Genomic DNA, 19859 nt, shown 5'->3' on the forward strand with positions numbered 1-19859 from the left:
CCGGTCACTTCTGGCGTGGACTTTCCAGGCCCTCATAGGTGGTGACCAGCTTGCCGTCTCGGCGCGCCCGCACCGCCCGCGCCAGCTGCTCGGCGGCGATCCGCACCTCGGCCTGAATGTCGGTGTCTTTGTCCAGCGCCTCGTGGCTGGTGGCGTAGGGCTCCCAGTAACCGATGTAGCGGTCGAGTTCGGCGTCCGGCCCTGCGGGCTGCAGCTTCATGAACCGCAGCCAGTCCGACAACGAACGCCGCACGTTCTCGGCCCCCTCGACGTCGCCGTGCACCACGACGGAGAACTGCCGTCCCTCCAGGTGGCGGGGATAGTCCCACCCGTCCAGCTCGATCTGCTTGGCCTCCCTGGCGTCCTTGCCGTGGGTCGAGGACGGATCGGGATTGCCGCCGTCGCAGCACACCATCCGGTCCATCATCAGCTTCATCGGGCTGGACACCTGGTACCAGTTGACCGGCGTGACCAGGAAGATCCCGTGCGCCTCGACCCACATCGGATAGATGTCGTTCATCCAGTCGTGGACCTGGCCCAGCGAGTAGTTGGGATAGCAGCTGCACGGGAAGTGACACAGCGCCGCCGCCGTCGAGAAGCAGGCCTTGCACGGATGGATTTCACGCCCGAACTCGCTGGTCAGGCGCGACAGGTCCAGCACCGTGGTTTCAAAGCCGTTCTGGCCGTCGAACACCTCTTGCGCGATCTGTGTCAGTCGCCAGCTCTTGGACATTTCGCCCGGGCAGCTGTGCTCCGAGCGCGACGAGCCGTTGACCAACAGGATGCGCATCGGCCCCTCGGGATCGGCGTGGCGGGCCTTGGCCGCCTGGATCATGTCGTTGGCGGCGATCCAGTCGACAGCGAGGTCGTAGTCGGGATCGGCGAATCCGTCGCCCGCCTTGCGCGTCACCGGCGACTTGCGCTGGTTCTCGTAGGCGTCCCAGGCCACCGCCACGATGCGATCGACCTCGGCCTTCAGCCCGTCGAATGCCGGATCGTGAAAACGGCTGCGATAGCGGGCCTCGAAATCCTCGCGGTTGAGCCGTGGCGACGGCATGCCCTTGCGCGGCTCGGGCGCGGCCTGCGGCGATGATGAGTCCATGAAGAGGGCTTTCTGCTTGATTGTGCATGGAAACGCTCAGCTTGGCCGGGGTGTTCCTGAGGTGCGCCGGAACCAGCCTTCCGCGCGGCTGTTCCTTGGCCAGACCGGTCAGGAGAAAGCCCAATGAGAATCCGCGACGTGATGAGCCGTGACGTCCGCATCGCCCGCCCCGGCGACACCCTGCAGGACGTTTCGCAATGGATGGCCGAAGGCGACTTCGGCTTCGTGCCCGTGGCCGACGGCGACCAGCTGATCGGAACCCTGACCGATCGAGACATCACCGTGCGGGCGGTGGCGCGGGGCGCGGGGCCCGGCTCCTCCATAATGGAGTTCATCAGCCGCGAGGCCTGGACGCTGAGGGACGATGACGACCTCAAGGTCGGGCTTGACCTGATGGCTGAGCGCCAGGTGCGCCGCGCCCCCGTAATCGACAAGCATGGTCGGCTGGTCGGCGTTGTCTCGCTGGGCGACCTGTCCACGCGGGTGAAGGAAAAGTACGCCGGCGAGGCGCTGGAAGACATCTCGCGCGGTTGATCCGCCCGGCTTAACCACATCGGCACACCGGCCGCTAAGGCGTGAAGGCCTAAGTCTCGGCCATCACGGTGGAGACGTCGATGGCGCGCGCGCAGTTCCAGAAGGGGCAAAAGGTCTGGGTCGAATGCGTCGGCGCCTGGGCCCAGATCGAACAGGTTCAGCCCGTCTGGGCCAAGGGTTTCGATGAGCCTGTTCGGGTGACCTATGATGTGGGTCTGGGTCGCGACTTCGCGGCCTCCGAGCTGTTCCTGCCCAGCGAAGACCCCGCCTCGACCGATCTCGGAAGCTGGCGGCTGCTGCGTGCGCGCAACAAGTGGCAGACGCCGGAGGACTGCGTTCACCACCCCTATCCGGGCACCTATCCGGTGGTGGTGACCGATACGGCCGACTGGGGCGGATGGCGCGTCCCAGGCGCCGAATACGACCGCGATCCGGCCAAGATCGAGGCGCAGGCTCGGCTCATCGCCGCCGCGCCCGCCCTGATGCAGGTGGTGCGATCGCTGATCGATCTGGTGTCCGAAACGCCGGACGATGCGCCGCCGGCCGTGCTGACCCTGGCGCGGGACGCCCAAGCCGCGCTGAAACCGGTCACCAGCGTGCTGGAAACGCCTGCATCCGTCGAGGGCCCGACCGAGGCGCGCGCCGCCTGACGCGATTTGGTTAACGAACCCTCGACAGGAATCGCCGATACAGCCTAGATTCCCCGCATCACTGATTTGGTCCGGAGATCGCCTTGCGGGGCATGGAGCGCCGCGTAACAAGCCAGGGGCGGCGGGCCTCTGACCAGGCGCCGGGCTCTCCGGCCTGGCTGCGCGTGGCCGTGCTGGCGTTGGCGCTGGCGATCACCGCCTATGTGATGCTGACGTCGCGGCAGGCGACGCGACCCGCGCGCGACATACAGGCCTATCAGGAACTCGCGGTGGCTCAGGACGCCCGGCTGCTGGCGGCGGAGACCCGCGCCCTGCTGCTGCAGAGCGACGCCCCGGCGGACCGCGTGGCTCAAGCCCTGCCCCGCCCCGCCGGTGCGCCGGTCGGCGCCGAGTTGCGGCTGGTCGACGGCGAAGGCCGCATCGTCGCCTCCACCCGGATCGGCGAGGACGGACAGGCGCTGGCGGAGGCTCTGGGCGCAGCGGCTCCACCCGCCGATGGACAAGCGGCGCCGCTCGAGATCAGGGGCGAGCCGACGCTGGCGGCCAGCGTTCCCGTCGGCGCGCGCGGGCTGTTCGCCGTCGCCACCCGGCCTTCGCCCGGCGGAGACGGAATAGTCGACGACCTGTGGCTGCTGGTCACGCCGCTCCTGCTTGGACTGGGCGTGCTGATCCTGATGACAGTCCAGCACTTTCGCCGTGCGCAGGAAAGCCGCGCCTGGGCCGCGTCCGAGCGCCGCTTCCGGGTCGCGGTCGAGGCCGCGCGCTGCGGCGTCTGGGAATGGGACCTCCAGGGCGAGGAGGTCACGCTGTCCGACTTCATGGCTGAGATGCTGGGCTTCGACGCGGGCGGCGTCGCCAGCGCCGCGAGCGTGCTGGCGCGCGTCCATCCCCGCTATGTGGAAGAGGTCAAGCACGCCCTGCGCCAGGCGGCGGCTTACGGCGCCTTCGAGGTCACCTTTCCTGTCGCCGACGCAGCCGGCAAGGCGCGCTGGATCGATGCGCGCGGCCAGGCGCGCGGGGCGCGCGGCGAGGAAGGCTTCTCATCCATTTTGGGCGTCGCGCTGGACATCACCGAGGCGCGCCGCTCGAAGGCCCAGGCCCAGGCCGCCGAAAGCCGTCTGCGCGACGGTGTGGAGAGCATCTCCGACGCATTCGTGCTGTTCGACCGACAGGACCGGCTGATCCTGTGGAACGACGCCTTCCGCGACGCCTTCGCCCTGGGACCCGACATCGTGCGGCGGGGCGCCCTGAAGGACGAGCTGAACCGCATCGCCGCCCTGGCCATCAAGTCCGACCACAGCGCGACCGACGGTCGGGTCGGCGCCCGCGAGGTGGAGTTGCACGACGGCCGCTGGCTGCAGCTGAACGAGCGGTTCACCTCAGATGGCGGCTCGGTGATCACCGCCGCCGACATCACCGCCATCAAGCTGAAGGAGGCCGAGCGTCAGCGCGCGGTGGACGTGCTGCGCCTGACGGTTCGGGAGCTGGAATCCAGCCAGGAGAAGCTCAGCCTGCTGGCGCGCAAATACGAGGTCGCCAAGACCCGCGCCGAGGCGGCCAACCAGGCCAAGTCCGAGTTCCTGGCCAACATGAGCCATGAGTTGCGCACGCCGCTGAACGCCATCAACGGCTTTTCCGAGATCATGGCGGGCGAGATGTTCGGGCCGCTGGGCCATCCGAAATACAAGGGCTACGCCGGCGACATCCACCGCTCGGGCCAGCATCTGCTCAGCCTGATCAACGACATCCTCGACATGGCCAAGATCGAGGCCGGCAAGATGACGCTGCACTACGAGCCGGTGTCGGTGGCCGAGGCGTGCGAGGACGCGGTGCGGCTGATGCGCGGCAAGATTGAGGATGCGCGCCTGCGCTTTTCGCTGCACGCCGATCCGACGCCCGAGATCGAGGCCGACTATCGCGGCGTCAAGCAGGTGCTGCTGAACCTCCTGTCGAACGCGGTGAAGTTCACGCCGGAAGGCGGCGCCATCACCCTCAGCGTGCGTCAGATCATCTCGGACGATGGCGAGGAGCGCGTGCGGGTCTCATGCGCCGACACCGGCATCGGCATCGCCGCAGAGGATATCGAGCGGCTGGCGCAGCCGTTCGAGCAGGTCGAGGGCCAGCATTCGAAGACGACGCAGGGCACGGGACTGGGGCTGTCGCTGACCAAGGCGCTGGTCGAACTGCACGGCGGCGCCCTGACCATCGAAAGCGAACTGGGCGCCGGCGCAACCGTCAGCTTCGAGTTGCCCGTTCGCCGGCCGGATGACAAATCGACGCAGAACCAGCCGCCGCTTCAGGCCCGCGCGGCCTGAACATCCCGGTCGACAAGTCGCCGGCGGATGCTAGGGAAAGGCGCGCCCCAGGTATCGCCACGCGCGCTGGAACCGTAACGGGCCAAGGCCGCTTCGAGACCTCATGATCGACGACCCTACGGACTCGCTCGCCCCTCGGGCGACCTCCGCCCATGCGACAGCCGATCGCCGGGAGGCGATCCTGGACAGCGTGCTGGGCTTTGCGATCATCGGCATGGATCGCGATGGCGCCATCCGCGAGTGGAATCCTGGCGCAACCGCCGTCTTCGGCTGGACGGCCGAGGAGGCGACAGGTCAGCCGGTCGGCCTGATCTTCACGCCCGAGGATCTGGCGATCGACCGTCCCGGCGAAGAGATGCGGCTGTGCCTCAGCGATGGCCGCGCCAACGACGAGCGATGGCACATCCGCAAGGACGGCGCGCGCTTCTGGGCCTCCGGCGAGATGACGCCGCTGTTCGGAGCGGATGGCGTCCACCTGGGTTTCGTCAAGGTTGTTCGGGATCGAACATCGGAACACGAGGCCGGAGAGGCCCTGAAGGAAGCCGAAGAGCGGCTGCGGCGCGCCCAGGAAGCCGGGGGCGTCGGCCTGTTCTGGGTTTCGGCGGCGGACAACGTCATCCATACGACGCCCGAGTTCTGTCGCCTCTACGGCATGCCGGAGGCGTCGCAGGCGCCGGCGGAGGCCTTTGAGCGCCTGGTCATCTCCGACGACGTCGAACTTGTTTCCAACGCCCTGAGCCGGCGCACCGGCGAGGCCCTGCTCGATGTCGAGTACCGCATTCGGCGAGCCGACGACGGCGCCCTGCGCTGGATCGCGCGCAAGGGCGAGCTTGAACTGGACGCCGACGGCCGCCCGACGCGCTTCGTGGGCGTGGCGCGAGACGTCACCAATCGGATCATGAGTGAGCAAGCGTTGCGCGACGAGCGCGAACAGCTGGCCCAGATGTTCGCCCAGGCGCCGACCTTCATGGCGCTGCTGCGCGGGCCCGAGCACCGGTTCGAGCGGGTCAATCCCGGCTATGTGCAACTGATCGGTCATCGCGATGTGGTCGGACGGACCGTTGCCGAGGCGCTGCCTGAAGCCGTGTCCCAAGGGTTCATAGAGCTTCTCGATCGGGCCTTCGCGACCGGCGAACCGTTTGTCGCGGACGGCCTCAAGTTCGACGTGCAGCCGTCCCCTGGCGGTCCGGTCCACGAGCGCTATCTGGATTTCGTCTATCAGCCGATCCGGGACGCCAATGGCGTGATCACCGGCATCTTCGTGGAGGGCGCCGACGTCACCGAGCGTACGTCGGCCGCGGCCGCGCTGCGTGAGAGCGAGACGCGCTACAGCGCCTTGCTGAACACCACCGACATCGGCTTCTGCATCATCCAGATGAAGTTCGACGAGGCCGATCGGCCCGTCGACTACATGATCGTGGAAGGCAACGCCGCCTATGAGCGGATGACCGGCCTGCACGGCTCGACCGGAAAATGGGTGTCGGCGATCGCCCCGGGACTGGAGCAGCACTGGTTCGACCTCTACGGCGGAGTGGCCAAGAGCGGCGACAAGGTGCGTTTCGAGCAGCCCGCGGCCCAGTTCGGCTGCTGGTACGACGTTCAGGCTTTTCGTATCGGCGATCCGGAGCAGAACCGCGTCGCCATCCTGTTCAACGACATCACCGCAAGGCGACGCACCGAGGCGCGCCAGGCGACGCTGCTGGCGCTCAACGACGCCTTGCGCGACCTGACGGATCCGGCAGAGATCGCCCATGCGGCGTCCGAGGTTCTGGGCAAGGCGCTGGGCGTCAGCCGTGTGGGCTATGGCGTCATCGACCGGGTGGCGGAGACCATCACCATCGAGCGCGATTGGAACGCGCCGGGCGTGCGGTCCATCGCCGGCGTGCTGAACTTCCGCGACTACGGCTCCTACATCGACGATCTCAAGGCCGGGATCACCGTGGCCATCGCCGACGCGGCGGAGGACCCCCGCACGCAAGGCGCCGCCCGTCAGCTGAGCGCCATCAGCGCCGAATCCTTCATCAACATGCCTCTCGTCGAACAAGGCCGGTTCGTGGCCCTGTTCTTCGCCAACAACGCCACGCCCCGCCCTTGGCCGGACAGCGACCTGATGCTGATGCGAGAGGTGGCCGAGCGGGTGCGCGGCGCCTCCGAACGGGCGCGCTCCGAGCAGGCGCTGCGCGCCAGCGAAGCCCAGTTCCGGGCCTTCGCCCATGCGGTGCCCAACCACATCTGGGCAAGCCGGGCCGACGGCTACCTGGATTGGTTCAATGCAGCTCTTCACGCCTACACCGGCTTGACGGAGGACGACCTGGAGGGGGCAAGCGGCTGGACGTCGATCGTTCATCCCGACGACCTCCCCCGCGCCTCGGCGGCGTGGAGCGCCTCGCTCGAGACCGGGACCATCTATGAGGTCGAGTTCCGCATCCGCCGCCACGACGGCGCGTGGCGCTGGTTCCTGGTCCGGGCCGAACCGATCCGCGATGCGGACGGCGTGATCACGCGCTGGATCGGGGCCAGCACCGACATCGACGATCGGCTGCGACAGGGCGCGGAACTGGAGCAGCTCAACGAGACGCTCGAGGAACAGGTCGCCACGCGCACGCGCGAGCTGATGGCCGCCGAAGAGGCCCTGCGCCAGAGCCAGAAGATGGAGGCGGTCGGCCAGCTGACGGGCGGCATCGCCCACGACTTCAACAATCTGCTGACCGGTATCACCGGCAGCCTCGAGATCATGGGCAACCGTATCGCCCAAGGCCGCTTCAACGAGATCGAACGCTACACCACCGCCGCCCAGGGCGCGGCGCGACGGGCCGCGGCGCTGACGCACCGGCTCCTGGCCTTTTCGCGTCGCCAGACGCTGGACCCCCGCCCCACGGACGCCAACCGCCTGATCGGCGGCCTGGAAGAGCTGATCCGCCGCACGGTGGGGCCGCAGGTGACGGTCGAGGTGGTCGCCGCCGGCGGCCTGTGGACCACGCTGGTCGATCCCAACCAGCTGGAGAACGCCCTTCTCAACCTGTGCATCAACGCACGGGACGCCATGCCGGAAGGCGGGCGGCTGACCATCGAGACCGGCAATCGCTGGCTGGACTCGCGCGGGGCCGAACAGCGCGACATGGAGCCCGGCCAGTACATCTCCGTCTGCGTCAGCGACACCGGAACCGGCATGAGCGCCGATGTGATCGCCAAGGCCTTCGACCCCTTCTTCACCACCAAGCCGATCGGCGTCGGCACCGGGCTGGGCCTGTCGATGATCTACGGCTTCGCGCGCCAGTCCGGCGGTCAGGTGCGGATCTATTCCGAGGAAGGCGATGGGTCGATGGTTTGCATCTACCTGCCGCGCCACCTCGGCCCGGCGGAGATGGCCGAGCCGGAACCCGATCTCGCGGGCGCCGAACGGGCCAAGGCGGGCGAGACGGTGCTGATCGTCGACGACGAACCGACCGTGCGCATGCTGGTGCTCGAGGTGCTGGAGGAGCTCGGCTATGCGGCGCTGGAGGCGGCGGACGGGGCGGCGGGCCTGAAGATCCTGCAGTCGGACGCCCGCATCGACCTTCTGGTCACCGATGTCGGACTGCCCGGCGGCATGAACGGGCGACAGATGGCCGACGCCGCGCGTCTGGTCCGTCCGGACCTGGAGGTGCTGTTCATCACCGGCTACGCCGAGAACGCGGTCGTCGGCAATGGCCACCTCGATCCCGGCATGCACGTGATGACCAAGCCTTTCGCCATGGAAGCCCTGGCCAGCCGCATCAAGGCGCTGATCCCCTCGGGCTGATCGCTCCCGCCTGTCCTCGTCGCCAGATTTCGCGGTCATGCGATGGAGCGTCTTGGCTCCGCTCGCCGTTGATGACCGCATCCTGAAGCGAGACCCCAGTGGCCGAACACAAGCGAGACCCGCACGCCCCCGCCCTGACCGGCGAAGCGCCCCTGACCGACGGGCCGCAGCCGCAAGTCGACGAGCCGGAACGGGCGCCCAGACGGCCGGGCGCGGCGGCGGTGGCGGCGCGGCTGCTGCGAGCGCTGGACCCGGACACGCCGCTGACGGTTCTGGTCACCACCAGCGAGCGGCGGGTCGACGAGATCGGCCGCGCCCTGGCCGCCTTCGCCGGCGACCGGCCGCTTCGCACGCTGATCCTGCCGCCGTGGGACTGCCTGCCCTACGACCGCGCCTCTCCGTCGCGCGAAAGCATGGGCCGGCGCATGGCGGTGTTTGAACAGCTGGCGCGAGAGGCTCCCGGATCGGTTGTCCTGGTGTCCTCGCCCGACGCCCTGATGCAGCGCATCCCGCCGCGTGAGGTCCTGGCGGAGCAGTTCGAGATCGAAGCGGGAGCGCCTCTGGATCGCGAGGCCCTGTCCGCCTTCGCCCACCGCACGGGCTATGTGCAGGACGACCGCATCGACGAACCTGGCGAGATCGCGATCCTGGGCGAGGTGGTGGACGTCTATCCGCCCTCGGCTGCCGCCCCGGTCCGGATTTCCATCGACGAAGGCGGCAGGGTCTCGGACATCCGCCGCTATGATCCGGTGACGCAACGCACCGAGGATGACGTCGAGCGCCTGTGCCTGACGCCGGCGTCCGAACTGCTGATCGGGCCGGACGATGTGCGTGTCGCCGGCGAAGAGCACCGCATGGCCGAGCGCTACGACGGCGGCCTCGGCAGTCTGTTCGACCTCTTGCCGGGCGCCTGCATCCTGACCGAGGACGAGGTGGAGGACCGTTGCCGCCGCTTCGCCGAGCAGACGGCCGAGGCGCACCAGACCCGCCTCGCCTTCCGCGACGAGGACGCGCGCCCCCTGGCGCCCGAGCAGCTTTACCTGTCGCTGGAAGAGACGCTGGCTGCGCTCGCCAAGGGTCAGCGGCTGGACCTCGACGGGCTGTCGCGCAATCCGGCCTTCGCGGTCGAGCGGTCGCCCGGCAAGGCGCTGGCCGCCTTTGTTCAGGAGCGCCGCAACGCCGGGCGACGGGTGGTTCTGGCCGGCCTGCCCCACGAGCAGCGAATGCTGACGCGCCTGCTGAAGCGCGCCAAGGCGGACGCGCCGGAGCTGGCCGACGGATGGAGCGAACTGCTGGCGGCCTCGGCCGGGGCGTTTGTCGCCTTGCCGCTGGACCTCGACGCCGGCTTCGACGATGCGGAACTGGCCGTCACCGTGATCACGCCGACCGACGCGGTCGGCGGCCGCGTCGCGCGACCCGCCTCCGGCACGGCCGAGCTCTTGGGCGAGCCCGAGCTGCGGGCCGGCGATGTGGTGATCCACGAGGATCACGGCGTCGGCATCCTTCAGGCGCTGGAGCGGATCGCGGTCGGCGACGACGAACGCGACGTGCTGCGTCTCGAGTATCACGGCGGCGCGACGGTGCTGGCGCCGGTCGAGGAGTTCGGCCGCATCTGGCGCTATGGTTCGGAACCCTCGGCGGTAACGCTGGATCGGCTGAACACCGACGCCTGGCAGAAGCGGCGGGCGCAGCTCAGCGCCGACATAGATGCGACCGCCAGGCAGCTGGTCGAGATGGCCAAGGCGCGAGACGAAGCCACGGCCGAGCCGATCAAGCCGCCGAAGCCGGCGCTGGCCCGCTTCGCCGCCGGCTTCCCCTATCCAGAATCCGTCGATCAGGCCGCGGCCATCGAGGCGGTGCTGGACGACCTCGCCTCCGGCCGGCCGATGAACCGGCTGGTCTGCGGCGACGTGGGTTTCGGCAAGACCGAGGTGGCGCTGAGGGCGACCGCCGCCGCGGCGCTGGCCGGCAAGCAGGTGATCGTTTCCGCCCCCACCACCGTGCTGGCGCGCCAACACTTCGAGACCTTCCAGCGCCGTTTCGCCGGCACGGACATCGCGGTGGCCCAGCTGTCGCGCCTGGTCGACGGCAAGGAAGCCAAGTCCGTGAAGGCGGGATTGGCGTCCGGCGAGATCACGGTCGCGATCGGCACCCACGCGCTCGGCGCCGACGACGTGACGCTGGCGACGCCGGGTCTGGTCATCATCGACGAGGAGCAGCGGTTCGGCGCGGCCATGAAGGACAAGCTGCGGGCCAAGGCGCCGCACCTGCTGTCGCTGACCGCCACGCCCATTCCGCGCACGCTGCAAGGCGCCTTGGTCGGCATCCAGGATGTCAGCGTGATCGCCAGCCCGCCGGCGCGCCGTCGCCCGATCCGCACCTTTCTGACGCCCTTCGATGCGGCGTCGGTCCGCACCGCCCTGCTGCGGGAAAAGGCGCGCGGCGGCCAGAGCTTCGTGGTCGTGCCTCGCATCGAGGATCTGGAGCCCATGCAGACACGCCTGTCGGAGATCGCCTCCGAACTCAGCGTCCGCATCGCCCACGGCAAGCTGTCGGCCGAGGAGACGGATGCGGTCATGGTCGGCTTCGCCGACGGCGAGGGCGACGTGCTTTTGGCCACAAACATCATCGAAAGCGGCCTGGACGTGCCGCGCGCCAACACCATGATCATCTGGCGCCCGGATCGGTTCGGCCTAGCCCAGCTGCACCAGCTGCGCGGGCGGGTCGGGCGAGGCCGTCGTCAGGGCTTCGCCTATCTGCTGCACGCCGAGGACGAGGAGCTGCCCGAAGCGACGCGCGCCCGGCTGTCAACGCTGGAGGCGCTGGACCGGCTGGGCTCCGGCTTCGCCATCAGCGCGCGCGATCTGGATCTGCGCGGCGGCGGCGATCTGGTCGGCGACGAGCAGGCCGGCCACATGCGGATGATCGGCGCCAGCCTTTATCAGCGCGTGCTGGAAGGGGCGCTGCGCACCGCGCGGGGCGAACGACCGCTGAACCTGGGCGAGGCGATCTATTCCGGCGACGCCACGGCCGCCCTGCCCGACACCTACATTCCCGACGCCACCACCCGCATCAACCTGTATGCGCGCCTGGCGCGGCTCTCGAGCACGGCGGACATCGAAGCCTTCGGGGACGAGCTGGAGGATCGCTTCGGCCCCCTGCCCGAACGGGCCGCCGCCCTGATCGCCAACGCCCGCCTGAACGCCCTGGCGCACGAGGCGGGCGTGGAGGCCATCGCCTCGGGCCCCAAGGCGACGGCCTTCGCCTTTGGTCGCGCCGCCGCATCGGTCGCCAAGCGGGTCAAGGACGACGAGATCCGCCACTGGAAGGACGACCGCCTGATCTATCCGGCCGGCGACGCGCCGCACGACGCGGCCTTTATCGAGGGCGTCCTGGCCGACCTCGCCGCCTGATCGGCTCAGTCGGCCAGAAAGGCGTCCACCAGCTCCGTGAAGCGTTCCGGCTGATCGGCCATGATGAAGTGGCGGCTGCCGTCAACGCGAACCAGGCGCGCGTTCGGCAGGGCGGCGTATTCCCGCGTCCATAGCGCATCCGCCATGGCAGCCGGCGCGCCGCCCTTGGCGTCTGCGGCATAGAGGGCCGTCACCGGCGTGGTCATGGCGGCGAGACCCGGACGGGCGTCCGTGGTCATCACGTCACGCAGGGCGGCGGCGAAGGCGTGACGATCCGACGCCATCGACCAGCCCACCATCTGCGCCTGCATCCCGGGCGTCTTGGACAGCCCGGCGGCGGAGGCGGTCTGTTGCGCCCGCAGCGTTGCGTCATCCGCCGACAGGATGCCGGCCATCGCCTGCTCGGCGAAGGGCCTGGCGCTCTCCGGCGTCGCCGTGGGACCGAACAGGGCGCTGTAGAAGGGAAGCGAGTCCACCGACAGCAGCCGGCCGACCAGCGCCGGATGCCGCTGCGCCAGCATCAGGCCGCTCAGCGCGCCCATCGAGTGGCCGATCACCGCCGGGCGCTGCAGTCCGGTCTCGCGGATGTAGCGGGCCAGCTCCTCGACCGCCGGCTCGACAAAGGCGCCGTCGCCATGCGTCCAAGGTTCGCCTGCGAAGCCGGCCAGCTGCACCAGGTGCACCCGGTGCGTCGCCTTCAGCCGGTCCGCCGTCTCGCGCCACACCTCGCGCGAGGAGACCAGACCTGGGATCAGGATCACGTCAGGCCCCTGACCCACCACCTCGATCGACAGTCGATCCGAGGCGAAGGCCGACTGGGCGGCGGCGGACTGGGCGGCGGCGGACGGGGCGGCCTGGGCGTGCGCCCGGCGCGGATCGAGCGCCGACAGGATGGCGAACAGGGCGCCGGCCATCAGCATCAAGCGGGCGCGACGGGGCGCGCACGCCCCCTTGAGGGTTGCGTGGAACACGGTCTTCTTCCTTTGTGAGTGGGTGTATCGATCGCCTCAGCGGGCGTGCGGATTCTCGAAGATGTCTTCGATCGGCCGCTCGAAGATCGCGGCGATCCGGTAGGCGAGGTCCAGCGACGGGTCGTGCTTCTCCGTCTCCAGCGCATTCACGGCCTGTCGCGAGACGCCGAGCTGCTGGCCCAGCTGTTCCTGCGTCCAGCCGCGCTCGACGCGCAGCAGTTTCAGCCGGTTCTTCATCGGCTGGTCCGCACAAAGGGCGAAATGACGCCGAACGCGGCCCAGAACAGCGGATAGATCAGCCACCCCGGCGCGTGCGGCGCGTCCGCATAGCTTTCCGCGAAGCCCCAGACGCAGAACACGGCGAAGGCGACGCCGGTCGCGGCGACAAAGGTCTTGGTCATCACCGCCCGCACGAACTCGTCGGCCTCGTTCAGATAGGCCAGCGTCGCCCAGATCTGCCCAAGGACGGGCAGGGCCACCGCGACCGCCAGCAGCCACGCCGTCCAACCAGCGCGGCCGTCAAACAGGCCGATGATTGCAGCGACGTTGATGGCGACGTAAACGCCCATGAAGGCAAGGGTGCGCCCGGCGTATCGCTTGGCGGCCTGCGTATTGTCTCTTGCTTGGTTCAACATGATCTGGCCTCCCCTGATGTAAGGCTGACCTTACACCAGGGAAATGTCATGTCAACCTGACTTTTCGTCAGGACAACCCGACACGGAGTTGCGCTTGATCGCGCGCGGCTTCGGGCGCAGGCGTTCAGGCATGGCCATCACCGATCCCGCCGCCTTCATCACGGCCAACACGCGGCTTCAGCCCGTGCCGCATGCGCCGGAAATTTCCCTGTGGCTGGCGGATGAGGTCACGCCGATCTGGCGGCTGACGGAGGAGGAACTGGGCGAGATGGGCGTGGCGCCGCCGTTCTGGGCCTTCGCCTGGGCGGGCGGCCAGGCGCTGGCGCGCTATCTGCTGGACCATCCACGGGAAGTCGCGGGCAAACGGGTGCTGGACTTCGCGGCCGGATCGGGGCTGGTCGGCATAGCCGCCATGAAGGCCGGCGCGGCTTCGGTGCTGTGCGCGGACATCGATCCCTTCTGCGAGGCGGCGGTGCAGGCCAACGCCTCGGCCAACGACGTCCGCCTCGACTTCACCGACCGCAACCTGCTGGACGCCGAACCGCCGCAGGTCGATGTCATCTGCGCCGGCGACATCTGCTACGAGAAGCCGATGACCGAGGCGGTGCTGGCGTGGCTGGCGCGCGCGCGGGCGCGGGGAACGCGGGTGCTGATCGGCGATCCGGGCCGCACCTACTTCCCTCGCTCGGGCCTCGACTTCCTGGCGGAATACCGGGTGCCCACCACGCGCGAGCTGGAGGACCAGGAGATCAAGCGGTCCTCCGTCTGGGTCTTCGCCTAGGGAAGGCCCCATAAACAGGACTCCCGGCGATCGCGGATTGTGGCTCTCTTCCGTGGAAACAGGAGGACGGACATGGCTTCGGAGTTCTGGCTGACGAATGTGCAGTTCGAGCGGCTTCGGCCGTTGCCGCCGAACATGCCGCGCGGCGCGCCACGGGTGGCTGATCGGCGGGTGATCTCGGGCATAGTCCATGTGCTGATCAGCGGAAGACGCTATAATTATGCATTTGCGACGCCTGCTGTTGGATCGGGGAACCCGCCGCGTCATCCCAAACAGCCCTTGTCGCAAGAACCTCCCCGCCTTCGGCCCGCAAACCGGTAAGCGCCGAAACCGCGTCGAACGCGCCTTCTGCCGCATCAAGGACTTTCGACGCGTCGCTACCCGATACGACAAACTGGCGTGCACCTACGCCGCCGCAGTCGCTCTCGCCGCCATCACCTCTTTGTGGTTGTGAGTCTAGGGCCTAGACGGCCAGCCCGTCGCCTTATGCAAAACGACCTCGCCGCCGCAGGAGCTGTTCATGACCGAGATCGCCGTCTTCACCCCCGACCCGACCGATCCCTCCTACGCCGGCCAGTGGCCATCGGTGCTGGAACGGCTGTCTCAGGCGCTCGCAAGAGAGGGTGTGACGGCCGTCCCGACGCCCTGGACCGAGCATGTCGAGGATGCGTCCGCCCTGCTCGACTACCCGCTGGTGCTGCCGGTGGTGTCCTGGGGCTATCACCGCGATCACGCCCGCTGGCTGCAGGGCTGCGCCGCCTGGGAACGGGCGGGGGCGCCCTTGGCCAATCCGGCGTCGGTGCTGCGCTGGAACTCGGACAAGACCTATCTGGGCCGGCTGACGGAACGCGACGTGGCCATCCCGCCGACGCTGTGGCGCACGGACGTGACGCCCTCCGACCTCGACGACGCCTTCGAGCAGACCGGCGCCGAGACCCTGATCGTCAAGCCGACGGTGTCCGGCGGCGCCTGGCGCACGCTGAAGATCGCGCGGGGCGACACGCCGGCCGATCCGCCGCCCGGATCGGTGATGATCCAGCCCTTCCTGCCGACCATCCAAACCGAGGGCGAGACCTCCATGCTGTTCTTCGGCGGTCGCTTCAGCCACGCGGTGAACAAGCGTCCGGCCGCCGGCGACTTCCGCATCCAGGTCCAGTTCAACGGCATCTACACGCCGATCGCGCCGCCCGGGGGCGCACTGGCTCTGGCCGAACAGGTGCTGGCCGCCATCGAGGAACCCCTGCTCTACGCGCGCATCGACACCGTGCCCGATGGCGACGGCCGCTGGCGTCTGATGGAGGCCGAGCTGATCGAGCCCGACTTCTATCTCGGCCACGACCCCCAGGGCGGCGCAGGCTTCGCCCGCGCGGTGCGGGAGCGGCTCGAGGCGCTCTAGGGTCGCGTCTGGCCCGTCCCGCGCACCACATATTTGTAGGTCGTCAGCTGCTCGGCCCCCACCGGGCCGCGCGCATGCAGCCGGGCGGTGGAGATGCCGATCTCGCCGCCGAAGCCGAACTCGCCCCCATCGGCGAACTGGGTCGAGGCGTTGATCATGACAATGGCGCTGTCGACGCGGACCGCGAAGCGCTCGGCGGCCTCGGCGTCGGTCGTGACGATCGCCTCCGTATGCCCCGAGCCATAGGCGCGGATATGCGCGCAGGCGGCGTCGAGGTCGTCGAGGATCCGCACGGCCAGGATCGGCGCCAGATATTCGGTCGTCCAGTCGCCTAGCGTCGCCGGAGCCATGCCGGCCACCAGCGCCCGCGCCTCCTCGTCCCCGCGCAGCTCGCATCCGGCCGCCATCAGGTCGGCGGCGACCGGCGGCAGCAGTCGCTCGGCGCCCGCGCGATCCACCAGCAGCGTCTCGGTCGCGCCGCACACCGACACGCGCCGCATCTTGGCGTTCAGCACCACGGCCCGCGCGACCTCCACGTCCGCCGCCGCATGCAGGTAGGTGTGGCACAGACCCTCCAGGTGCCCCAGCACCGCGACCCGCGCCTCGTCCTGCACCCGCTGGACCAGGCTCTTGCCGCCGCGCGGGATCAGCAGGTCGATGGCGCCGTCCAGCCCCGTCAGCATCAGCCCCACCGCCTCGCGGTCGGCGGTCTCGACCAGCTGCACCGCCGCGCGCGGCAAGCCCGCCTCCTCCAGCGCCTCTCCAACCACTGCGGCGATCGCCAGCGACGACTGCAAGCAGTCCGAGCCGCAGCGCAGGATCGCGGCGTTGCCCGAGCGGATGCACAGCGCCGCCGCGTCGGCCGTGACGTTGGGCCGGCTTTCATAGATCACGCCCAGCACGCCGATGGGCGTCCTGACCCGCGCGATGTCGAGCCCGTTGGCCGGCGTCCAGCGCGCCATCTCGGCGCCCAGCGGGTCAGGCTGATCCGCGATCTGCTCGACGGCATGGGCCATGCCTTGAACGCGTGCAGGCGTCAGCGCGAGCCGGTCGATCAGGGCCTCGCTCATGCCCGCGTCCCGCGCCGCCGTCACGTCGAGGGCGTTGGCCTGCAGAATGCGGTTCTCGGCCTGCCCGATCCGACGCGACAAGGCGTTCAGCGCCCGCGTCCGCGCCTCGGCCGGGGCTGAGCGAAGGCCGTCCGCCGCCTCTCGCGCCTGGCGGCCCATGACCAGCATCCGATCTTTCATCCCGCCTCCAGCACCAGGTCGTCGCGGTGGATCAGGGCGGCGGGTCCCGGATAGCCGAGCAGGGCCTCGACCTCTTCGCTGCGCCGCCCCACGATCAGGCCGGCCTCGCGCGCCGAATAGGCCGCCAGACCCACGCCGACACGCGCCCCCGCCGGATCCAGCAGCCGCACGCTGTCGCCCTTGTCGAAAGCGCCCGCCACCATCGTCACCCCGGCCGGCAACAGGCTGCGCCCGGCCCTCAGCGCCTGCACGGCGCCCTTGTCGAGCGTCAGCTCGCCCGCCGGCTGCACGCTGCCGGCGATCCAGGCCTTGTAGGCGGCCATCGGCGTGTCCGGCGCCGTTATCAGGGTCGCCAGCGCGCCCTCCCGCAACGCCTTCAGCGGCGACAACGCTTCCCCCGAAGCGATCACCGTGGCGCAGCCGGCGGCCCTCGCGATGGCGGCGGCCTGAAGCTTGGTCGCCATGCCGCCGGTCCCCACGCCCGTCGCCGCGTTCGGACCTGCCCCCATAGCCATGATCTCGGGCGTCAGCGCCTCCACCACTGCCAGATGGCGCGCCCCGCGATCGCGGCGGGGATCGGCGGTGTATAGGCCGTCGACGTCGGACAGCAGCACCAACAGGTCTGCCCGCGCCAGCTGCGCCGTGCGCGCCGCCAGCCGGTCGTTGTCGCCATAGCGGATTTCCTCGGTGGCCACCGTGTCGTTCTCGTTGACCACCGGCAAGACCCCGTGGCTCAGCAGCGCCTCCAGCGTCGCCCGCCCGTTCAGCCAGCGCCGCCTGCGTTCGGTGTCGTCGCGGGTCAGCAGGATCTGCCCGACCACCAGCCCGTGCGGCTCCAGCGCGGCCTGCCAGGCCTGCATCAGCAGCGACTGGCCGACCGAAGCCGCCGCCTGCTTGTCGGCCAGCCGCATCGACCCGCCGCCCGGCAGCCGCGCCCGCCCCAGCGCAATGGAGCCGGAGGAGACCACGATCACCTCGCGCCCTTCATCTCTCAGATGCGCGATGTCCGACGCCAGTCCGTCCAGCCAGCCCCGCGCAGGCCCGCCGCCGTCGATCAGCAGCGCCGAGCCGACCTTGATCACCACGCGTCGCGCGCGCGCCAGCACATCGGTCGCGCTCGCTCCCTCGGCGTTCAGCACAGCATCAATATCCATGCCGCCACCATAATCACGGCCGTCCCGCCTTGTCTCCGCCGCGCGAGGGCGCCAAGCCGCGATCGGCCCGTCACGCGGATGAGACATCCCTCGCCTAGACGGCGCCGACAGTCAGGATTGTTCGCCCATGTTCCCGTCGCGCCGCGCCCTTGCGCTCAGCCTCTCGCTTCTCGCCACGCCCCTGCCGGCCCTGGCCCAGACCGCACAGCCCGCGCCCGCTGCGCCCAAGCTGATCGTCACCATCGTGGTGGACCAGTTCAGCGCCAACCTGTTCAACCAGTATCGCAGCCGCTTCACCGGCGGGCTGAAGACCCTGGCCGACCAGGGTCTGGTCCACGCCAACGGCTTCCAGACGCACGGCGTGACCGAGACCTGCCCCGGTCACTCCACGGTGCTCAGCGGCATGCATCCGGCGACCACGGGCATTCCGGCCAACGACTGGGTCGATGCAAGAACCGGCCAGGAGGTCTACTGCCTGGCCGCGCCCCGGAACACGCTGGCGCATGGGCGAAACACCGACAACGGCCCGGTCGGCCCCGATCAGCTGGAGGTCACGACCCTGGCCGACTGGCTCAAGGACCAAAGCCCCCAGAGCCGCGTCTTCGCCGTGTCGGGCAAGGACCGGGGCGCCATCAACCTGAACGGCCACAAGGGCGACGGCGCCTACTGGTTCACCGAAGGCTTCGGCCTGACCACCTATGTCGAGCCGGGTCAGACGGCCGAGGCGCGCCTCGCGCCCGTCGCCGCCTTCAACGCCCGCCTGATCGAAACGCTGAAGGCCCAGCCGCCGGCCTGGACCTACGCCTTCGAGGACTGCCGCGCGCTGGAAGGCGACTGGACGATCCGCGACGCCGCCTTCCACTCGACCGTGCCGCCCGCCAACTACGCCCTCGACAGCTCGCCGCAGCTGGACGAGATGACGCTGGAGGCGGCCGAGCATCTTCTGGAGACGCAGGCGCTGGGCCGGCGCGGCGTCACCGACATGCTGGGCGTCAGCCTGTCAGCCACCGACCGCATCGGCCACGGCTACGGCACGCAAGGCCCGGAGATGTGCGAGCAGATGCATCGCCTCGACGCCGCCCTGGGCGCCTTCCTGACCAGGCTGTCGGACGTGCCCGGCGGCGCCCTGGTCGTGCTGACCGCCGACCATGGCGGCTCCGACTTCGTGGAGCGGCTGGCCGCGCGCGGCTATCCGCAGGCGCACCGGGTCGATCCCGAAGGCCTGCGCGGCGTCAACGCCCAGCTGCGCCAGCGTTTCGACCTGTCCGCCGATCCCCTGCAGTCCGGCGGCAGCGGCCTGCTGGTCGCGGACGCCGAGCATCGCGCCCTCCCCGAGCCGCTGCGCACCCAGGTGGCCGAGGCGGCCGTGGAGCTGTTGCGCCGGACCCCGGACTTGGCCTTTGCCGAAACGCGCGAGCGGCTGCTGGCCGAGCCCCTGCCCGCCTCGACCCTGAACCCCGAGATGCTGACGCTGCGCGAGCGCATGCGCCTGTCCACGGTCGCGGACCGTTCGCCGGACATCGCCTTCGCCTGGGCGCCGAACGCCGTCGCCGGCGGTCGGGTCGGCGGGACCATCGCCGGGCACGGCACGCCCTGGGACTATGATCGTCGCGTGCCGATCCTGTTCTGGTGGCCGGGCGCGGCCGGACAGGAGCGCTTCCTGCCGATCCGCACCATCGACATCGCCCCGACGCTTGCTCACGTCATGGGCGTCCAGACGCCTCAGCTCGAGGGCCGCTGCATCGACCTGGGCGGCTTCGGAACGGCGCCATGCGCGACGCCCGCGCCGTAAACTGTTGTTTCCGAGGCGCCGCGCGGACTTACCTCGCGGAAGTTTCGTTGGCAGAAGGCGCCAAGCCTGAACGCCGAACGCTTGG

The 19859-nt window shown here is 69.6% G+C and carries 14 protein-coding genes and 2 pseudogenes; 10 read left to right on the forward strand and 6 right to left on the reverse strand.

The window, feature by feature from the left end; genetic code table 11:
- Positions 1-4 precede the first annotated feature (4 nt).
- Positions 5-1102, reverse strand: coding sequence for a flavodoxin family protein (locus KY493_RS09525; RefSeq protein WP_255567851.1), 1098 nt, complete (start codon positions 1100-1102; stop codon positions 5-7).
- Between the two features lie 123 nt (positions 1103-1225).
- Here KY493_RS09525 and KY493_RS09530 point away from each other — a divergent pair, with 123 nt between their 5' ends.
- From KY493_RS09530 to KY493_RS09550, 5 genes are all read left to right on the forward strand, one after another.
- Positions 1226-1636 carry a CBS domain-containing protein gene (locus tag KY493_RS09530; protein ID WP_219896118.1) on the forward strand — a complete coding sequence of 137 codons (411 nt, stop codon included), beginning with the start codon at positions 1226-1228 and terminating at the stop codon, positions 1634-1636.
- A gap of 80 nt (positions 1637-1716) precedes the next feature.
- Entirely contained in the window at positions 1717-2286 is a 570-nt protein-coding gene (locus KY493_RS09535) for a hypothetical protein (RefSeq protein ID WP_219896119.1), read from the forward strand.
- A 92-nt stretch (positions 2287-2378) separates the two neighbouring features.
- Entirely contained in the window at positions 2379-4601 is a 2223-nt protein-coding gene (locus KY493_RS09540) for an ATP-binding protein (protein ID WP_219898478.1), read from the forward strand.
- 103 nt (positions 4602-4704) lie between these two features.
- The gene (locus KY493_RS14640) at positions 4705-8382 is read left to right on the forward strand and encodes a PAS domain S-box protein (RefSeq protein ID WP_219896120.1); all 3678 of its coding nucleotides are present in this window, start codon (positions 4705-4707) and stop codon (positions 8380-8382) included.
- Between the two features lie 98 nt (positions 8383-8480).
- A complete protein-coding gene (locus KY493_RS09550; protein WP_219896121.1) occupies positions 8481-11795 on the forward strand; it encodes a TRCF domain-containing protein in 3315 nt (1104 codons plus the stop codon).
- Positions 11796-11800: 5 nt separating this feature from the next.
- Here KY493_RS09550 and KY493_RS09555 read toward each other — a convergent pair whose 3' ends face one another.
- The 3 genes from KY493_RS09555 to KY493_RS09565 are packed head-to-tail and all read right to left on the reverse strand — an operon-like array spanning position 11801 to position 13401.
- Complete coding sequence (locus KY493_RS09555; RefSeq protein ID WP_255567852.1) at positions 11801-12766, reverse strand: alpha/beta fold hydrolase; 966 nt, start codon at positions 12764-12766, stop codon at positions 11801-11803.
- Positions 12767-12802: 36 nt separating this feature from the next.
- Entirely contained in the window at positions 12803-13003 is a 201-nt protein-coding gene (locus KY493_RS09560; protein WP_219896122.1) for a helix-turn-helix transcriptional regulator, read from the reverse strand.
- On the reverse strand, positions 13000-13401 hold the full coding sequence (locus KY493_RS09565) for a hypothetical protein (protein WP_219896123.1): 402 nt from the start codon (positions 13399-13401) through the stop codon (positions 13000-13002). Before KY493_RS09565 ends, KY493_RS09560 begins: the two co-directional genes overlap by 4 nt.
- A gap of 130 nt (positions 13402-13531) precedes the next feature.
- Between KY493_RS09565 and KY493_RS09570 the strand changes: the two genes are divergently transcribed.
- From KY493_RS09570 to KY493_RS09580, 4 genes and pseudogenes are all read left to right on the forward strand, one after another.
- Positions 13532-14182, forward strand: coding sequence for a methyltransferase (locus tag KY493_RS09570; protein WP_219896124.1), 651 nt, complete (start codon positions 13532-13534; stop codon positions 14180-14182).
- Between the two features lie 72 nt (positions 14183-14254).
- Positions 14255-14428: pseudogene (locus KY493_RS14645) on the forward strand (IS5/IS1182 family transposase); the annotation flags it as partial.
- Between the two features lie 79 nt (positions 14429-14507).
- A pseudogene (locus KY493_RS14505) lies at positions 14508-14636 on the forward strand (transposase); the annotation flags it as partial.
- A 66-nt stretch (positions 14637-14702) separates the two neighbouring features.
- Positions 14703-15578, forward strand: coding sequence for a RimK family alpha-L-glutamate ligase (locus KY493_RS09580; protein WP_219896125.1), 876 nt, complete (start codon positions 14703-14705; stop codon positions 15576-15578).
- Here the strand turns inward: KY493_RS09580 and KY493_RS09585 are convergent.
- Both KY493_RS09585 and proB read right to left on the reverse strand, forming a co-directional pair.
- Entirely contained in the window at positions 15575-16828 is a 1254-nt protein-coding gene (locus KY493_RS09585) for a glutamate-5-semialdehyde dehydrogenase (protein ID WP_219896126.1), read from the reverse strand. The genes KY493_RS09580 and KY493_RS09585 overlap by 4 nt on opposite strands.
- Positions 16825-17982 carry a glutamate 5-kinase gene (proB, locus tag KY493_RS09590; RefSeq protein ID WP_219896127.1) on the reverse strand — a complete coding sequence of 386 codons (1158 nt, stop codon included), beginning with the start codon at positions 17980-17982 and terminating at the stop codon, positions 16825-16827. Before proB ends, KY493_RS09585 begins: the two co-directional genes overlap by 4 nt.
- 127 nt (positions 17983-18109) lie before the next feature.
- Here proB and KY493_RS09595 point away from each other — a divergent pair, with 127 nt between their 5' ends.
- Positions 18110-19774 (forward strand): alkaline phosphatase family protein, encoded by a 1665-nt coding sequence (locus tag KY493_RS09595; RefSeq protein ID WP_219896128.1) that lies wholly within the window; start codon positions 18110-18112, stop codon positions 19772-19774.
- Positions 19775-19859: the final 85 nt, after the last annotated feature.

The organism is Brevundimonas sp. PAMC22021 (assembly GCF_019443405.1).
Taxonomy (GTDB): Bacteria; Pseudomonadota; Alphaproteobacteria; order Caulobacterales; family Caulobacteraceae; genus Brevundimonas.